Annotated in this window: 16 protein-coding genes and 1 riboswitch; of the genes, 15 read left to right on the top strand and 1 reads right to left on the bottom strand. The window is 47.5% G+C overall.

Going from position 1 to position 18,666, the window contains the following annotated elements:
- The first annotated feature begins 14 nt into the window (after window positions 1-14).
- From DXA55_RS04590 to DXA55_RS04520, 15 genes are all read left to right on the top strand, one after another.
- Complete coding sequence (locus DXA55_RS04590; protein ID WP_330415108.1) at window positions 15-518, top strand: shikimate kinase; 504 nt, start codon at window positions 15-17, stop codon at window positions 516-518.
- Between the two features lie 336 nt (window positions 519-854).
- A complete protein-coding gene (locus tag DXA55_RS04585) occupies window positions 855-2,144 on the top strand; it encodes a UDP-N-acetylglucosamine 1-carboxyvinyltransferase (protein WP_117813153.1) in 1,290 nt (429 codons plus the stop codon).
- 427 nt (window positions 2,145-2,571) lie between these two features.
- Window positions 2,572-4,749 carry a PTS transporter subunit IIABC gene (locus DXA55_RS04580; protein WP_117813151.1) on the top strand — a complete coding sequence of 726 codons (2,178 nt, stop codon included), beginning with the start codon at window positions 2,572-2,574 and terminating at the stop codon, window positions 4,747-4,749.
- A 27-nt stretch (window positions 4,750-4,776) separates the two neighbouring features.
- Entirely contained in the window at window positions 4,777-5,613 is an 837-nt protein-coding gene (locus DXA55_RS04575; protein ID WP_022461277.1) for a PRD domain-containing protein, read from the top strand.
- 4 nt (window positions 5,614-5,617) lie between these two features.
- The gene (locus DXA55_RS04570) at window positions 5,618-5,875 is read left to right on the top strand and encodes an HPr family phosphocarrier protein (RefSeq protein WP_117801790.1); all 258 of its coding nucleotides are present in this window, start codon (window positions 5,618-5,620) and stop codon (window positions 5,873-5,875) included.
- 23 nt (window positions 5,876-5,898) lie between these two features.
- The gene (gene ptsP, locus DXA55_RS04565; protein WP_117813149.1) at window positions 5,899-7,527 is read left to right on the top strand and encodes a phosphoenolpyruvate--protein phosphotransferase; all 1,629 of its coding nucleotides are present in this window, start codon (window positions 5,899-5,901) and stop codon (window positions 7,525-7,527) included.
- 222 nt (window positions 7,528-7,749) lie between these two features.
- Window positions 7,750-7,861, top strand: a riboswitch (SAM riboswitch).
- 127 nt (window positions 7,862-7,988) lie between these two features.
- The gene (gene metK / locus DXA55_RS04560; protein WP_055267252.1) at window positions 7,989-9,176 is read left to right on the top strand and encodes a methionine adenosyltransferase; all 1,188 of its coding nucleotides are present in this window, start codon (window positions 7,989-7,991) and stop codon (window positions 9,174-9,176) included.
- Window positions 9,177-9,351: 175 nt separating this feature from the next.
- Entirely contained in the window at window positions 9,352-10,845 is a 1,494-nt protein-coding gene (locus DXA55_RS04555; RefSeq protein ID WP_117813174.1) for a sensor histidine kinase, read from the top strand.
- A complete protein-coding gene (locus DXA55_RS04550; protein WP_022461272.1) occupies window positions 10,842-11,531 on the top strand; it encodes a response regulator transcription factor in 690 nt (229 codons plus the stop codon). The genes DXA55_RS04555 and DXA55_RS04550 overlap by 4 nt, the downstream gene beginning before the upstream one ends.
- Window positions 11,532-11,558: 27 nt before the next feature.
- Window positions 11,559-12,155 carry a guanylate kinase gene (locus tag DXA55_RS04545; RefSeq protein WP_055267250.1) on the top strand — a complete coding sequence of 199 codons (597 nt, stop codon included), beginning with the start codon at window positions 11,559-11,561 and terminating at the stop codon, window positions 12,153-12,155.
- A gap of 54 nt (window positions 12,156-12,209) precedes the next feature.
- Window positions 12,210-13,199 (top strand): DNA polymerase III subunit delta', encoded by a 990-nt coding sequence (holB, locus tag DXA55_RS04540; protein ID WP_022461270.1) that lies wholly within the window; start codon window positions 12,210-12,212, stop codon window positions 13,197-13,199.
- 4 nt (window positions 13,200-13,203) lie between these two features.
- Window positions 13,204-14,106: a PSP1 domain-containing protein gene (locus DXA55_RS04535; protein WP_055226011.1), complete on the top strand. Its 903-nt coding sequence runs from the start codon at window positions 13,204-13,206 to the stop codon at window positions 14,104-14,106.
- Between the two features lie 169 nt (window positions 14,107-14,275).
- The gene (locus DXA55_RS04530; RefSeq protein WP_055226320.1) at window positions 14,276-14,959 is read left to right on the top strand and encodes a tRNA1(Val) (adenine(37)-N6)-methyltransferase; all 684 of its coding nucleotides are present in this window, start codon (window positions 14,276-14,278) and stop codon (window positions 14,957-14,959) included.
- Between the two features lie 4 nt (window positions 14,960-14,963).
- The gene (gene rsmI / locus DXA55_RS04525; RefSeq protein ID WP_117813147.1) at window positions 14,964-15,809 is read left to right on the top strand and encodes a 16S rRNA (cytidine(1402)-2'-O)-methyltransferase; all 846 of its coding nucleotides are present in this window, start codon (window positions 14,964-14,966) and stop codon (window positions 15,807-15,809) included.
- A gap of 106 nt (window positions 15,810-15,915) precedes the next feature.
- Window positions 15,916-17,283 carry an MATE family efflux transporter gene (locus DXA55_RS04520; RefSeq protein WP_117813145.1) on the top strand — a complete coding sequence of 456 codons (1,368 nt, stop codon included), beginning with the start codon at window positions 15,916-15,918 and terminating at the stop codon, window positions 17,281-17,283.
- A gap of 114 nt (window positions 17,284-17,397) precedes the next feature.
- Here the strand turns inward: DXA55_RS04520 and DXA55_RS04515 are convergent, their stop codons facing one another.
- Window positions 17,398-18,642, bottom strand: coding sequence for an aminopeptidase (locus tag DXA55_RS04515; RefSeq protein ID WP_117801896.1), 1,245 nt, complete (start codon window positions 18,640-18,642; stop codon window positions 17,398-17,400).
- Window positions 18,643-18,666 lie beyond the last annotated feature (24 nt).

The raw sequence follows: 18,666 nt of genomic DNA, 5'->3' as shown, positions 1-18,666 counted from the left end.
AGGAGGAATAAATCTTGAATAAACGGAATATTATCTTAATAGGAATGCCGGGAGCCGGCAAAAGCAGCGTTGGTGTTATTCTTGCAAAGGTGTTGGGATATGAGTTTATTGATACGGATCTTGTGATCCAGCATCGGGAGAAGCGTCTTCTGCGCGAGATCATTGCGGATGAAGGAAATGAAGGCTTTCTTGCGATTGAGAATGAAGTCAATGCGACATTGGAAGCCGACAAAAGCGTCATCGCGCCGGGCGGCAGTGCCATTTACGGAAAAGAGGCGATGGAGCATTTTAAAGAAATTGGAACCATCGTTTACCTGAAGCTGTCGTATGAGGATCTGGCGAAACGTCTCGGAAACCTGAAGGGACGCGGCGTCGTGCTGAAAGAGGGCCAGACGCTGAAGGATCTCTACGATGAGAGAAGTAAATTATATGAGCAGTATGCCGAGATTACGGTTGACGAGAGCGGAAGGGATATCCAGGGCACGATCCTGGCGCTCCGCGAGCAGATCGGCATGTAAAGCAGAATTGGTGGAATATTCAGGGAAATTTTGAAAACATACGATTATATCATAATAAGGGAAATGTTCTGACAGTTAGAAATTACATATAACGTTTCTCTGAATATTCCTGACCGGAAACGATGGAAAAAGACGGAAATAGCACAGAATGTATTAAAATTGATTTACAAAGTATTAGATTTGAGTTAAGATAAGGGGAGACTGAAAAATAACTGCGGGGAGCAGTGCGTTTCAGCGTATCTGGAGTGTGTAAAAAACAGGAAAAAGACTTTGATTCGTTAGATATTGGATAAAACACACTCGTTAAGTATGAGAAAGAAAATTTGAGGTGAATATATGGAACAGTATGTCATCAGAGGTGGAAATCCTCTTGTGGGCGAAGTGGAAATCGGGGGAGCAAAAAACGCGGCGCTTGCAATTCTTACGGCAGCAACGATGACCGATGAGACGGTCCTGATCGAAAACCTGCCGGATGTCAGTGATATTAATGTACTTCTGGAAGCAATCGCAGAGATCGGAGCCACCGTGGACCGCATCGACCGCCATACCGTGCGGATCAATGCAGCAACCATCGGAGATCTGAGCGTTGATTATGAATATATCAAAAAAATCCGTGCGTCTTATTATCTTTTAGGCGCGCTGCTTGGAAAATACAAAAGAGCGGAAGTTCCGCTTCCGGGCGGATGTAACATTGGAAGCCGTCCGATCGACCAGCATTTAAAGGGATTCCGCGCACTCGGTGCTGAGGTAAGCATCCGTCATGGCGCAATCGTGGCAAGTGCGGCAGATCTGCATGGAAGCCACATTTTCCTGGATATGGTTTCTGTTGGAGCCACCATCAACATCATGATGGCAGCTTCGATGGCAAGAGGAAATACAACGATTGAGAACGCAGCAAAAGAGCCGCACGTTGTCGATGTGGCGAACTTCCTGAACAGCATGGGAGCAAACATCAAAGGAGCAGGAACCGACGTGATCCGGATCAAGGGTGTCGATACCCTGCACGGAACCAGCTATGCGGTCGTACCGGATATGATCGAGGCAGGTACGTATATGTTTGCAGCAGCAGCCACAAAGGGCGATGTGCTGATTAAAAACGTGATTCCAAAGCATCTGGAAGCAACAACCGCAAAGCTCGAGGAGATTGGCTGCGACGTAGAAGAGTTTGACGATTCCATCCGTGTGAGCGCAAGCAAACGTCTGGGCAGAACACACGTAAAGACACAGCCGTATCCGGGCTATCCAACCGATATGCAGCCGCAGATCGCGGTTACACTGGCGCTGGCAAACGGTACGAGTATTGTAACAGAGAGTATTTTTGAAAATCGCTTTAAGTATGCGGATGAGCTGGCACGTATGGGCGCCTGTATTAAAGTAGAAGGCAACACGGCGATCATCGACGGCGTAGAGAAATTTACCGGAGCAGAGGTTTCCGCACCGGATCTTCGCGCAGGTGCAGCACTTGTGATCGCAGGACTTGCAGCAGAGGGAATTACTGTGGTAGATGATATCGTATATATTCTGCGCGGATACGAGGATTTCGATGGAAAGCTCCGAGGACTCGGCGCTGAAATTGAGCGCGTGAATAATGCAAAGGATATCCAGAAATTCCGATTAAGAGCGTAAAAACAGCATAAAACAGATGTTGACAAAAAGGACGGTCCAATAAAAGGTACCGTTCTTTTATTTTACATTATTGCGAAAAAAATTGGCTTAAATTTTACTACTATTATTGTGAATTATTTTTTAACTTTCAAAGCTGAGGCGGTCAGTGTTGGTAAAAAAAGATATTTAAAAAGGTACAAATTTATGATATATTGAAATAATAAGAACTGACTTGACAAAAGAGATTTATCTGTGCTATATTCAACTACAGTTGTAGTGTGTAACTCGATTTTTGGAGGCATTAACTATACATAACAGGAATTGTTTATGTGGGTTAGTGTCTCTTTTTGTGCTCTGTTTCAGAAAAAAGAGTACAGACCGGCTAAAAAGATGCAAAACCGCAGAAACTCTTCTTGTAAAAAGTATAAACTACACAAGGAGTAAAAAAATGAAGGACAAAATTTTTAGTGTTCTGCAGCGAGTGGGAAGAAGCTTTATGCTCCCGATCGCAATCCTTCCGGTAGCCGGACTTTTACTGGGAATCGGAAGCTCATTTACCAATGCAACCACGATTGAAACGTACGGTCTGACAAGCTTGCTCGGCAACGGCACAATTCTTCATGCACTGCTGGTGATCATGAACAAAGTAGGAAGTGCAGTGTTTGATAACCTGCCTCTGATTTTTGCGGTAGGTGTTGCAATTGGTATGGCAAAGAAGGAAAAAGAGGTTTCTGCCCTGTCAGCCGTTATTGCGTATTTTGTTATGAATACAGCGATTAACGCAATGCTGACCATTACGGGTCAGATTCTGGAAAACGGAGAAATTGCAGAATCCGTTCTGGAAGGAACCATCACTTCTGTCTGCGGTATTCAGTCGCTGCAGATGGGTGTGTTTGGCGGTATTATTGTCGGTCTTGGAGTTGCTGCACTTCATAATCGTTTTTACCGGATCCAGCTTCCGAATGCACTTTCTTTCTTTGGAGGTACTCGTTTTGTACCGATTATTTCTACGATCGTCTATATGTTTGTGGGAATTTTAATGTATTTTGTATGGCCGGTTGTACAGAACGGCATTTATGCGCTGGGTGGCCTGGTAACCGGCTCCGGTTATGTCGGAACGCTGATTTTCGGTCTGATTAAACGGGCACTGATTCCATTTGGTCTGCATCACGTATTTTATATGCCGTTCTGGCAGACGGCAGTCGGAGGTACCATGGAAGTGGCAGGACAGATGGTGCAGGGCGGACAGAATATTTTCTTCGCACAGCTTGCGGATTCTGCGAATATCGCACATTTCAGTGCAGATGCAACGAGATATTTCTCCGGAGAATTTATTTTTATGATTTTCGGACTTCCGGGAGCGGCACTTGCAATGTACCATTGTGCGAAACCGGAGAAGAAAAAAGCAGCAGGCGGTCTGCTTCTTTCCGCAGCACTTGCGTGTATGGCAACCGGTATCACAGAACCGCTGGAATTCTCGTTCCTGTTTGTTGCACCGGCGTTGTTTGTCGTGCAGGTTATTCTTGCGGGAACAGCTTATATGATCGCACACATCCTGAATATCGCAGTAGGTCTTACCTTTTCCGGCGGACTTCTGGACTTCTTCCTGTTCGGTATTCTGCAGGGAAATGAAAAGACAAGCTGGATGAGGGTGATTCCGGTCGGCATTCTTTATTTCTTCCTGTATTATTTTATCTTCAAATTCATGATTAAAAAGTTTGATTTTAAGACACCGGGTCGCGAGGATGATGATGTGGAAACCAAGCTTTATACGAAAGCAGATGTAAATGCAAGAAAAGAGGCGCAGAGCGATGGGGTGGCATCGGAAGATGCCATGAGTGAAGCGATCACAAAAGGTCTTGGCGGAAAGAAAAATATTTCGGATGTGGACTGCTGTGCGACAAGACTGCGCTGTACTGTTCATGATGCAGCGAGAGTCAGCGATGGTATTTTAAAGGCGACAGGGGCATCTGGCGTTGTGCATAAAGGAAATGGTGTACAGGTTATTTACGGACCCAATGTAACTGTGATAAAATCAAATTTAGAGGATTATCTGGAAAAAGCTCCGAATACGTATGCGGAAGCAGAAAATGCAGAAGCAGAAAATGCACCAGCCCAAAAAGAGGCGGAGCCAGCGCAGGAAACAAAAGAACAGAAGGTTGTGGATACCATTACTGTCTGCAGTCCAATGAGCGGACTGGCAGCTGATCTTTCTACTGCGCCGGACGAAGCGTTTGCGGAAAAGATGATGGGAGACGGCGCTGTTGTAACACCGGAAGATCCTTATGTGCGTGCTCCGGAGGACGGAGAAGTTGCGTTTGTTTTTGACACAAAACATGCGATTGGATTTGTAACCGATTCCGGGGTCAGCCTTCTGATTCATGTCGGAATTGATACAGTAAAACTGAACGGAGAGGGATTTGAGGCACTGGTAGAAAGCGGTCAGACCGTGAAAAAAGGTGATCCGATGCTGAAGCTGGATCTGGAATATCTGAAAACACATGCGCCGTCGGTTACATCACCGGTTCTTTGCACAGAGCTGGAGGAGAACCAGAGAATCCGTCTTTTGACAGACGGACCGGTAAAAGCAGGAGATCCTTTATTTGCGATTGAGATTCTCGCGTAAGCTGAGCCTTAAAAACGGGTGAGAAGAATGTACAGGATAGCAAAAACACTGAACCACAATTCATTTATTGGAGTGGAAGAAGAAAATAACCGGGAATATCTGGTCATGGGGAAAGGAATTGCATTTGGGAAAAAAACGGGGCAGCGTGTACAGCCGGGAGACGATGCCCGCATTTATTCCCTGACAGAGATGACGGAGCGAGGAAATGCCAGAACCATTGTACAGGGCGTTTCTCCGCTCAGCCTGGAGCTGGCGAGTGCCGTGCTTGACGAGGCAGAAAAGGAATTTGGAAAAATTGACCGTTCCATCGTCTTTCCAATGGCAGATCATCTGGATTTTGCTGTCCGGCGGATTCAGAACGGTGAGCAGATCAGCAATCCGCTCACCGACGATATCCGTGTGATGTTTTACAAAGAGTATAAAGTTGCTTCCTGTATCAGGGAGCTTTTAAAAGAACGGCTTCAGATCGAAATTGATGAACATGAAATCGGCTATCTTGCACTTCATGTTCATTCGGCAATTGTGGAGGAAAATGTTTCACAGGCCATGGAAGTAGCAAGAGCAGTCCGGGAGAGCATTTCTTTGGTGGAGCATATCACCGGGCATACCATCGATGTGATGTCGTTGTCGTATAACCGTATGATGAACCATATCCGCTATATGGTTGCAAGAGCGGTCAGTGGGGAAAAACTGAAAGTAAATATGAATGACTACATGTCCGTAAAGTTTCCGAAAGCCTTTCAGGCGGCGAAACGAATCTGTGAGGAGATGGAAAAGAGGCTGAAACTTCCGATGGAGGAGATCGAAATTGGATATCTCGCTATGCACATAGAACGGATTATGGATAGAGAAGAAGGAGAATAAAAGCATGAAATCATTTGAATATACCATTAAAGATGAACTGGGAATCCACGCAAGACCGGCAGGAATGCTGGTAAAGGAGGCAAAAAATTTTGCATCGGAATGCACCATCACAAAAGATGGAAAAACGAAAAAACTGACTCAGCTGATGATGCTGATGTCACTTGGTGTAAAGCAGGGAGATACCGTAACCGTTGCAGCAAACGGAGAGGACGAAGATGCAGCGATTGAGACGCTGAAAGCGTTTTTCGAAGCAAATCTGTAAAAAGTACGCTCGGAGGATAAAAAATGCAGTATTTTCAGGGGAAATCCGTATATAAAGGAATTGTTATGGGACCGGTTGCGGTTCTGAAGAAAAATGATTACCAGGTTAAAAGAACCCGGATTGAAGATCCGGAAGCAGAAGTAAAACGTGTGAAAGAAGCCGTGGAGGTTTCGAAAAAACAGCTTGGCAGACTGTATGACAAGGCAGTCCGGGAAGTTGGAGAGGCAAGTGCGGCGATCTTTGAAGTCCATCAGATGATGCTGGAGGATGAGGACTATCTGGAATCAATGGAGAACATGATCCGGACAGAACTGGTAAATGCAGAATATGCAGCGGCAGCAACCGGCGATAATTTTGCAGAGATGTTTGCAGCTATGGATGATGAATATATGAAGGCTCGTTCCGCAGATGTAAAAGATATTTCCGAACGTCTGGTCCGCAATTTAAGCGGTGAGGGAGATAACGACCTGAGTTCTATGGAACCATCTGTTATAGTGGCAGACGATTTAAGTCCGAGTGAAACTGTACAGATGGACAAAGAAAAAATACTTGCGTTTGTGACTGTGCATGGATCTACCAATTCTCATACTGCGATTCTTGCGCGAATGATGAATATTCCGGCATTAATCGGCGTCCCGATGGATTTAAACGGTCTGAAAACAGGCATGACGGCCGTTGTAGACGGTTTTTCAGGTCAGGTTATCTTTGAGCCGGAGGAGGATGTGCGGAAGGAAACCGAAAAAAGAATGCAGGAAGAAGCAGAAAAACAGAAGCTTCTTGAGGAGTTGAAAGGAAAAGAAAATATTACGCCGGATGGCCGTAAGATCAACATCTATGCAAATATCGGCAGTGTTGGTGACCTTGGCTATGTGATGGAAAATGATGCCGGTGGAATTGGACTTTTCCGAAGCGAATTCCTCTATCTTGGAAGAAATGATTTCCCAACGGAGGAAGAACAGTTTCAGGCATATAAACAGGCCGTGCAGACCATGGCAGGCAAAAAAGTGATTATCCGTACGCTGGATATCGGGGCAGATAAGCAGGTAGAATACTTTAATCTTGGAAAAGAAGAAAATCCGGCGCTTGGGTACCGTGCAATCCGGATTTGTCTGAAACAGCCGGAAATTTTTAAAGCGCAGCTTCGCGCATTGTTCCGCGCAGCCGTTTACGGAAACCTTTCTGTCATGTATCCGATGATCACATCAACAGAAGAGGTAGAAAAAATCTACGCAATTGTTGCAGAGGTAGAGGAAGAGCTGAAAGCACAGGAAGTGCAGTATAAAATTCCGGAGCAGGGCATTATGATCGAGACACCGGCAGCCGTGATGATCAGCGACCGTCTGGCGGAAATGGTGGATTTCTTCAGCATCGGAACGAATGACCTGACGCAGTATACCCTGGCGATTGATCGTCAGAATGAGCAGCTGGATGATTTCTACAATCCACACCATGAAGCCGTTCTTCGGATGATTCGCATGGTGGTGGAAAATGCACACAAATGCGGAAAATGGGCAGGAATCTGCGGGGAGCTCGGTGCAGATCTGACATTGACGGAGCAGTTTGTACGAATGGGAGTGGATGAGCTTTCTGTTGCTCCGTCCATGATTCTGAAGCTGCGGAAGATTGTCCGCGAGATGAAAGCAGAAGAGTAGAAAAAACGATACAGCAGATAAGAAAACTCTCTGTTTTGGAGAGTTTTCTTATCTGTTCACAAATAACAGAAGATACAGCCGAAAAATCAGAAAAAAAGAAAGGATGTTTGGGACAACAGTAAGAAAATGTCTCAAATCCTTTTATTTCCTCTTGACGAATGGCGTATTTTGCGATAGTGTATCAGAGTAACAAAAAACAAAATCAAAAATTGAGTTGCTTTTCTCTTATTCAGAGTGGTGGAGATACATAGGATCTGTGAAACCACGGCAACCCCCGGCAGATTGGTCTGCATGGGAAGGTGCCAGCCTGAGCGAAATTTTCGAACAATAAGGGGATTTGAACATTACTATTCAGGTCCGCTAAAAATTGCGGATCTTTTTTTACGAAAAAATGTTCAGGGAAAGCCAAAGCCCACGAACGAAAAGCAAAAGAGAAGAGAAGAAAAAAAAGGAGAAAAAGAATGGAAAAAAGACTGTTTACTTCTGAGTCTGTAACCGAAGGACATCCGGACAAAATCTGTGATGCCATTTCTGACGCGATTCTGGATGCGCTGCTTGAGCAGGATCCGATGAGCCGTGTAGCTTGCGAAACCTGTACTACAACAGGATACGTGATGGTAATGGGTGAGATTACATCCAACGCACACATTGATTTCCAGCAGGTCGTACGTGATACCGTTCGCGAAATCGGCTATGACCGTGCAAAATACGGATTTGACGCAGATACCTGCGCTGTTGTAACTGCAATTGACAAACAGTCCACCGATATCGCTATGGGTGTAGACAAAGCGCTCGAAGCAAAAGAGAACAATATGAGCGATGAGGAGATCGATGCCATTGGAGCAGGAGATCAGGGAATGATGTTCGGATTCGCAACCAACGAGACCGAAGAGTACATGCCATACCCGATCTACATGGCACACAAACTGGCTCGCCAGCTGACCAAAGTCCGCAAAGACGGTACTTTAACATACCTGCGTCCGGACGGAAAAACACAGGTAACCGTAGAGTACGATGAGAACGGCAAACCGTTCCGTCTTGATGCGGTTGTTCTTTCCACTCAGCATGATCCGGAAGTATCCCAGGAGCAGATTCATGAGGATATCAAAAAATACGTATTCGACGAAATCATTCCGGCAGACATGGTAGATGAGCACACCAAGTTCTTCATCAACCCGACCGGCCGTTTTGTAATCGGCGGACCTCACGGAGATTCCGGCCTCACCGGACGTAAGATCATCGTAGACACCTACGGCGGATACGCTCGTCATGGCGGCGGAGCTTTCTCTGGAAAAGACTGCACAAAAGTAGACCGTTCTGCAGCTTATGCAGCACGTTACGTAGCAAAGAATATCGTAGCAGCAGGTCTTGCCGACAAATGCGAGGTCCAGCTTTCCTACGCAATCGGTGTTGCTCATCCGACTTCCATCATGATCGACAGCTACGGCACAGGAAAACTCTCCGACAACAAACTGACCGACATCGTTCGTGAGAACTTCGACCTTCGTCCGGCTGGAATCATCAAAATGCTGGATCTGCGCCGCCCGATCTACAAACAGACTTCCGCTTACGGCCACTTCGGAAGAAACGATCTGGATCTGCCGTGGGAGAAACTGGACAAAGTAGAAGACCTGAAGAAATACCTCTAATTTCAGGCTTTTCTGTTTATAGAAAGTTTAGAAAGATTCATCTAAGTTAATGAAAAATCCTCAGGCGTTGTGCTATAATAAATTTAGACTGCGTACTGGGGATTTTTTGTGCGCAAAAGTACGAAATATGTGTTGGAAAACAGGTGGATCTTATATGGAAAAAAAGAAGAAAAGCATGAAATTAAGGACGAGAGTAATCATTTCTTTTTTCATCATCATACTGGTTCCGATCGTGATGTGTGCCTTGACGTTTTACTTTTTTGTAGGGTATAAAGCAAAGATTATCGGTGAAAAATACGGTCTTGCGAACGCAACATACCGGACGATTTCGAACAACACCCTGCTGCTGAATGCGATGACATCAGAAGAGTACGACGAAGTAGAGGATACCGCGAAATCGGATACGGCAAAGCTGGAAGAAACGAATTATCTCTCTGTTCTGAATGCAAGACTGCAGAAAAAACAGTCGTTTATCGCGGTGCGCGAGGATGGTGTTATCATTTACAATGGCTCGGAGGAGCTGTCGTCGGAGGAGCTGGAAAATGAGCTGCCGAAATACGGTGACCCGGGGGCCAATTTGAAGGGCGGCGTTTATTTCCGCAATGAAAAACAGTGGATGGTCAAACAGGCGGACTATGAGAACTCGGACGGAAAAGAATGCAGTGCGTTTATCGTCACCAAGACAGACCAGATTGCGCCGCAGATTACGGGCATGGTAAAAGAGCTAGGCATCGTGATTGTGCTGATTTTGGTGCTCACCAGTCTGGGTCTGAGCTTCTGGATTTACCGCGGTGTGATCGGACCGCTCGAGCAGCTGAAAAAGGCGACACAGAATATCAAAGACGGAAATCTGGATTTCACTGTTGAACCGTGCGGCGTGGCGGAGATTAATGACCTCTGCGAGGACTTTGAGGAGATGCGTATCCGGCTGAAAGAGACGGCGGAGGAAAAAGTCGAGTTTGACAAAGAGAATAAAGAGCTGATCAGCAACATTTCGCATGATCTGAAAACACCGATTACCGCGGTCAAGGGTTATGTCGAGGGAATCATGGACGGTGTGGCAAATACGCCGGAGAAGATGGACCGCTACATCCGCACCATTTACAACAAAGCGAATGAGATGGACCGTCTGATCAATGAGCTGACGTTTTATTCCAAGATTGACACGAACCGCATTCCGTATACGTTTTCCAAGATTCACATTGCGGATTATTTTGATGACTGCGTGGAGGAACTGAATCTGGAGCTTGACGCGCAGCATGTGGATCTGACATACTTTAATTATCTCGAGGACGACCCGATCGTCATCGCGGATGCGGAGCAGATCAAGCGTGTCATCAATAACATTGTAAGCAATTCCATCAAATATATGGACAAGAGCCATAAGGTCATCAACATCCGTCTGCGTGATGTCGGAGATTTTGTGCAGGTGGAGATTGAGGATAACGGAAAGGGAATTGCGACGAAGGATCTGACGAAGATTTTCGATCGCTTTTATCGTACCGACGCGTCCCGCAACAGCACGAGAGGCGGCAGCGGAATTGGTCTTTCCATCGTGAAGAAGATTCTTGAAGACCACGGCGGAAAAGTGTGGGCCACCAGCAAAGAAGGGGTGGGAACCACGATGTACTTTGTATTAAGAAAATATCAGGAGGTACCTGTTTCATGAGTAAAATACTGATTGTTGAGGATGAGGAATCCATTGCAGATCTGGAGAAAGATTATCTCGAGCTTTCGGGCTTTGAGGTGGAGATTGAAAACCAGGGAGACACCGGTCTTGTACGGGCGGTCAAGGAGGATTTCGATCTGCTGATCCTGGATCTGATGCTGCCGGAGGTGGATGGCTTTGAGATCTGCCGTGAGGTGCGTGAGAAGAAAGATATTCCGATTATCATGGTTTCGGCAAAGAAGGATGATATCGACAAAATCCGCGGACTCGGTCTTGGTGCGGATGATTATATGACGAAGCCATTTTCTCCGAGTGAGCTGGTTGCGCGCGTGAAAGCGCATCTGGCACGGTACGACCGTCTGGTCGGAAACGGCAAGAAAGAGAATGATGTTGTGGAGATCCGCGGCATCAAGATTGACAAGACGGCACGCCGCGTGTGGGTGAACGGAGAGGAGAAGCAGTTTACAACGAAAGAGTTCGATCTGCTGACCTTCCTTGCGGAGAATCCGAACCGCGTTTTCACGAAAGAAGAGCTGTTCCGTGAGATCTGGGATATGGAGTCCATCGGAGATATTGCGACGGTTACGGTGCATATCAAGAAGATTCGTGAAAAAATAGAGTTTAATACGGCAAAGCCGCAGTATATCGAGACGATCTGGGGCGTTGGATATCGGTTTAAGGCATAAAGAATCTGTGTTTCGGGGAGAGATAAAATGGGAAAAATTTACTATCTGATGGGAAAAAGTGCGTCAGGGAAAGATCATATTTATGAGAATCTGATCCAGGAGACGGCGCTGGATTTAAAACCGTTTGTCCTGTATACAACACGGCCGATCCGGAGCGGGGAGCAGGACGGAAGAGAGTATTTTTTTGTGGATGAAAAACGGCTTTCGGAACTGCGGGAGGCCGGAAAGATTATCGAGGAGCGCATGTATTCGACGGTGCAGGGGCCGTGGTATTATTTTACGGCGGATGACGGGCAGATTGATCTTGCGAAGCATGATTATCTCGGAATCGGGACACTGGAATCGTATCTGAAATTAAAGGCATACTTCGGGGAGCAGGCGATGGTTCCGCTGTATGTCGAGGTGGACGACGGGCTGCGGCTTTCGCGGGCACTGGAACGGGAAAGAAAACAGACAGAGCCGAAATACGCGGAGATGTGCCGGAGATTCCTGGCGGACTGTGAGGATTTTACGGAGGAGAAAATTGCGGAAGCCGGAATTGTCCGCAGATTTTCCAATAATTCTACGCCGGAAGACTGTTTTTCCGAAATTCAGAATTTTGTGGAACAACAGAAAAAGTTGTGATATACTTAATGCAGTATTAGTAAGAAATACAAAAGAACTCCAGGGGGTGATTTTATGCAGGGTTTTCAGAAGGTTGTAGGACATCAGGAAATCATAACGCATTTACAGAATGCCATTTCGATGAATAAAGTATCTCATGCTTATCTTTTTGGCGGAGAGAGTGGATCGGGAAAGAAAATGATGGCTTCACTGTTTGCGATGACGCTTCAGTGCGAGAAGCACGGGGTCGAGCCCTGTATGGAATGCCCGTCCTGTAAAAAGGCACAGAGCCAGAATCATCCGGATATCATTTATGTGAAGCATGAAAAGCCGAACACCATCAGCATCGATGAAATCCGCGAGCAGCTCATTAACGATGTGATGATCAAGCCGTACAGCAGTCCGTACAAGATTTATATCATCGACGAGGCGCAGAAGCTGACACTTCAGGCGCAGAACGCGCTGCTGAAGACGATCGAGGAGCCGCCGGCCTACGCAGTTGTCATGCTTCTGGCAGACAACCCGGATGCGCTGCTTCCGACGATTTCGTCACGCTGCGTGCAGTTAAATTTAAAACCAGTGGGAGACCAGCTTGTGAAAGATTATCTGATGAACGAAATGCATGTGCCGGATTACCAGGCAGAGGTTGATGCATCCCTGGCGCAGGGAAATATCGGAAAAGCAGAGCGGATTGCCCGTTCTCCGGAGTACGAGGAGACGCTGGAAAGTGCACTCCGCATGGCAAAGTACGCCGACAGTATGCCGCTGTATGAAATCGTGGAGACGATCAAAAAACTGACGGCCGAAAAAGACAATATTGATGATTACTTCGATATCTTTTCTTTATGGTTCCGCGATGTTCTGCTCTTTAAGGCGACAAAAGAGGTCGATTCCCTTGTGTTCAAGCAGGAGCTGAATGGAATCCGTGAGAGAGCAAATAAGAGCTCATACGAAGGCCTGGAGAAGATTATAGAGGCGATTCAGAAGGCGAGAGCCCGCCTGAACGCGAATGTTAATTTTGATTTAACCATGGAGCTTATGTTCCTGACAATGAAGGAAAACTGATAGCATGATAACAATTATAGGAGTACGTTTTCGAAACGTAGGAAAAGTATATTATTTCTCGCCGAGAGAGCTGGACATCTGCGTGGGCGACCACGTTATCGTTGAGACGGCGCGCGGCGTAGAGTATGGTTTCGTTGTGCTGGGGCCAAAAGAAGTTGACGATTCCAAGGTGATCCAGCCGTTGAAAGAAGTCATCCGTATTGCAACGCCGAAGGATGATGCGCGGGAGGAGAGCAACCGCAAGAAAGAAAAAGAAGCGTTTGAAATCTGCCAGAAGAAGATCCGGGCGCACAACCTGGAGATGAAGCTGATCGATGCAGAGTATACGTTTGACAATAACAAGATGCTGTTTTACTTTACCGCCGACGGAAGAATTGATTTCCGTGAGCTGGTAAAGGATCTGGCGGCTGTCTTTAAGACGAGAATCGAGCTTCGCCAGATCGGTGTCCGCGATGAGACAAAGATCCTCGGCGGAATCGGCATCTGCGGCAGACCGCTTTGCTGCCATACGTATCTGTCCGAGTTTGCACCGGTTTCGATCAAGATGGCAAAAGAGCAGAACCTGTCCCTGAACCCGACGAAGATTTCGGGTGTCTGCGGACGACTGATGTGTTGCCTGAAAAACGAGCAGGAAACCTATGAATACCTGAACCGCAAGCTGCCGGGTGTCGGCGATATCGTAACGCTGCCGGACGGCATGAAAGGTGAGGTTTCCGGTGTGAATGTGCTTCGTCAGCTCGTAAAAGTGCTGGTGGATGTGAACGATGAGAAGGAAATGCGGGAGTGCCCGGTGGAAGAGCTCAAGTTCAAGCCGAAGCATAAGAAGGAAAAAGGCAAAGAGAAGAAAAAAGACAGAAACAGCTCCGGGGAGCAGGCTTCTTCGGAAGAGGCAAAACAGCCGGAATAAGATTGATTTGGAATGCATTTTGAAAAAAGTAAGCGCCGGGTAAAACTGACGCTTCTTTTTGTGTGATGCGGCGCTGGGCGGTCAGCAGGAGGAGGGATTTTCATTGGATAGAAAAGAAGAATTTTTGAAGCCGGGTGAGCGGCTCGATGATCTGCAGAACGGTTACTGGATGATACAGAATCCATCCCTTTTCTGCTATGGCATTGACGCGGTGCTGCTGGCATCCTACGCGAAGGTGAAGCGCGGGGAGCGGGCGATGGATTTCTGCACGGGATCGGGAATTGTGCCGATTCTGCTGAAGGCGAAGACAAACGGAGAGCATTTTTCCGGGCTGGAAATTCAGGAGTACAGTGCCGAGATGGCACAGCGGAGTGTGCGGTACAATCATCTGGAAAATGATGTTGAGATTTTCCAGGGAGATGTGAAGACGGCATCGCAGCAGTTTGGAAAAGAAGTGTTTGATGTGGTAACGTGCAATCCGCCGTACATGACGGGGCAGCACGGGCTGACGAATGCGCTTGAGGCGAAGACGATTGCGCGGCATGAGGTGCTGTGCTCGTTTGATGATATTGCGAAAGAGGCATCAGCGGTTTTAAAGACGAAAGGACGGTTCTATCTGGTGCACCGGCCGTTCCGGCTGGCGGAGATTTTTTCGACGCTGAAAAAATATCATCTGGAACCAAAAAGGATGCAGCTCGTTTATCCGTTTGTGGACAAGGAGCCGAACATGGTGCTGATCGAGGCGATGAAAGGCGGGAATCCGAGAATTACCGTGGAGAAACCGCTGATTGTGTATGAGACGCCGGGCGTGTATACAAAGGACATCCGGGAATTATATGGAGACGGGAGATAAGAACATGGCAGGAAAATTATATTTGTGTGCAACACCAATTGGAAATCTGGAGGACATGACCTTCCGTGCAATCCGCATTCTGCAGGAGGTCGATCTGATCGCGGCGGAGGATACGAGAAACAGCATTAAGCTGCTGAACCATTTTGAGATTCATACGCCGATGACGAGTTATCACGAATACAACAAATACGACAAGGGCCGCGAGCTGGTGCAGAAGCTGCTGGCGGGAACAAATATCGCGCTGATCACGGATGCCGGAACACCGGGAATTTCTGATCCGGGTGAGGAGCTGGTGAAGATGGCGTACGAGGCAGGCATCGAAGTGACAAGCCTGCCGGGCGCATGCGCGTGTGTGACGGCACTGACACTGTCGGGACTTTCGACGAGAAGATTTGTCTTCGAAGCATTTCTTCCGCCGGATAAAAAGGAGCATAAACTGGCGCTGGAGCGTTTGAAAAACGAAACCAGAACCATGATCGTATACGAGGCGCCCCATCATCTTTTAAAGACACTGCGGGAACTTCTGGAAACGATGGGAAACCGTCGTCTGACGCTCTGCCGGGAACTGACGAAAAAGCATGAAACCGCATGGCAGACGACACTGGAAGATGCCATTGCCCGTTATGAGCAGGAAGACCCAAAAGGAGAATGTGTGCTGGTCATCGAAGGCAGAAGCCAGAAGGAAATCGAGGACGAGGCAAAGGCTGCATTTGAAGAAATTTCGATTGAAGAGCATATGAAACGATATGAAGACCAGGGAATTGCGCGGAAAGAAGCCATGAAACTCGTCGCAAAGGACCGCGGGGTGACGAAGAGAGATATTTATCAGTATTTACTGGGACAAGAATAACGGAAAAGGAAAATCGCTGCTGTATTTTTATATTTTTTTGTACAGAAATTCCTTTCATCTGATATAATGGATGTAATGCATTATTTTAGAGGGAGGAATTTTCTTTATGTCACAGACACAAACCAGGCGGAGTTCTCAGGTGGATCTGCTTCATGGCCCGATCCTGAAATCTCTGCTGCTTTTTGCCCTGCCGATTATGGCGTCCCGCGTGTTTCAGCAGATTTACAACACGATGGATACGCTGATCGTCGGCTATACACTTGGCGACTCATCGATTGCGGCGATGGGTGCCTGCTCATCCATCTATGAGATGATGACCGGATTTACGTTCGGCGTCGGAAACGGTCTTGCGATCGTCACGGCGCGCTGCTTTGGACGGCAGGAGACGGACCGGATGAAAAAATCGGTCGCATCCTGTATCGTCATCGGCGTTGCCGTGACACTGGTAGTTACCATTCTGGCGACGATCTTCATGCATCCGCTGCTGCGCCTGCTGAAAACACCGGCGGAGATTCTTGAGGAATCCTACAGCTATATTTCGATTCTCTCGATTTTCCTGTTCGTCATGTTCGCCTACAACCTGTGCTCCGGCCTGCTGCGGGCGATCGGCAACAGCTTCATGCCGCTTGTGTTCCTGATCTTTTCATCGCTGGTGAACATCGTGCTCGATCTGCTGTTTATCCGCACCTTCGGCATGGGTGTCCGGGGTGCCGCGATTGCAACCGTCATTGCACAGGGCATTTCCGTTGTGCTCTGCCTGATTTATATTGTTACGAAAGCGAAAATCCTGCTTCCGGAAAAACGCCACTTCGCGCTGGACCGCGGACTGTACGCAGATCTGCTGGCGCAGGGATTTTCGATGGGATTTATGAGCAGTATCATTTATGTCGGTTCGATCGTTCTGCAGCCGGGCATCAACAGCCTCGGATATGAAACTATCGCCGGACATACCGCTGCGAGAAAGCTGTTTTCGTTCTCCATGATGCCGCTTTCCTCCATGGCGCAGGCCGTCAACACCTACGTTGCACAGAACCGCGGCGCAGACAACTGGGAGCGCGTGCGGAAAGGCATCCGTTACGCTTACATTTTCTGCTTCGGCGTAACCGCGTGCCTGATTGTAATCGTCACCCCGCTTGCACCAACCATGGTACACCTGATCTCTGGTTCATCTGACCCGACCGTCCTCGGAAACGGAGCCCGCTACCTCCGCGTAGCCATCCCGTTTTTCTTCGCCCTTGGTCTTGTCAACTGCAGCCGTCTGGCACTGCAGGCACTCGGAGAGAAAATTCTGCCGTTGCTGTCGAGCTTTATTGAGCTGTTTGGAAAGATTATCTTTGCCATGGTATTCATTCCACGCTACCACTACAGCGCCGTAATCTGGTGCGAACCGATCATTTGGTGCTTCATGGCTGTGGAGCTTGTGATTTCGCTGTATCGAAATCCTTATATGAGAAAAGGGAAGTCTGGAAACTGATTTTTTTCAAAAACAGAACCCGGGGCAGTCTACAAAAAACGGTAGATTGCCCCGGGTCTGTTTTTTTGACTAAATAAAGGAAGTCCCCTGCTTCTATTGCGAAAAACAGCAGATTTACTCTGCCCAGGTACCATTTACAAAAATATCGGTTTCGCTTCCATCTTCGCGGATACCTACGATGTGCAGGTCATCCGATCCAACCATAAAGTCAACGTGGATCAGAGAATCATTCACACCTTTTTCCAGAATTTCCTCGTTGCTCATCTCCAGAAATCCATCGAGCACCTCAGGGAAACCGGCGCCAGCTGCAACGTGACAGCATGCGTTTTCATCGAAAAGGGTATTAAAGAACATCAGCCCGGACTGGTTAATCGGAGATTCTTTCGGAACGAGTGCAACCTCGCCGAGCATTGCAGCACCGGCGTCCATGGCGAACATTTTTTTCAAAACCTCTTCGCCCTGCTCTGCGTGGCAGTCAACGACTTTTCCATCCTTGAAATCGACGGTAAAGTTGTTGATGATCTGTCCCGACCAGCTTAAAGGTTTTGTGGAAACGAGACGGCCTTCACATTTTCCTCTCATCGGGCTGGTGAAGACTTCTTCGGTCGGCATGTTTGGAACATAGAAGGTGTTGTTCGTATGGTTGATATCACCGGCACCGCTCCATTTTGCGCCCGGAATCAGCTCAACGGTGAAATCCGTACCGTTTTTGCTGGTGTAATGCAGCTTGTGGAATGCCTGCTCATTCAGCCAGCTGGCTTTCTGGGTCATGAGGTCGCAGTGTGCCTGCCAGATCTTTTCTGCATCTTCGCCGTCTTTTAAGTAAACACAGTCGAAAATAGCATCCCACAGTTTTTCAACAGCAATATCCTCCGGCTCGCCCGGGAATACTTTTTCTGCCCATTTTGGAGAAGCGGCGGCAACGATCAGCCACTGATGCTTTCCATCAAGTTGGTCACGGTATTTTTTAATGACCTTTCCACGCATCTGACGAACGGTGGAGAGCAGGTCCGCAGGAATGCCAGCGAGCTCGTCCGGATCGGAGGAGTCGATGAAAATGCGAACCGGCAGATCAACCGTCATCTGTTTGAAACGCTCTTCTTCCCAGTGCGGAACCGCGCCAAGTGTTTCTGCGGTGGCATACTGATAATGCATTTTGTTGATCTCACCGCATTCCCAGATCACTTCCACATAGCTTGCGCCCGCCTGATAGCACTCCTCTGTCACCATCTGGGTAAGCAGAACCTGATCGACGCCGGCCTGGAGGCGGACACGCTGTCCTTTCTGTACATTTGCGCCGATTTTTACGATCAGCTTTGCATATTCTCTTAATTTTGCCTGAAATTTTGCTTCATTCATGATAAAAGACTCCTTTTTGTGATT

The sequence above is a fragment of the Blautia sp. OF03-13 genome (assembly GCF_003460685.1).
GTDB lineage: Bacteria > Bacillota > Clostridia > Lachnospirales > Lachnospiraceae > Fusicatenibacter > Fusicatenibacter saccharivorans.
The sequence above is the reverse complement of the archived record's forward strand: the minus strand, read 5'-3'. Positions and strand labels throughout refer to the sequence as shown.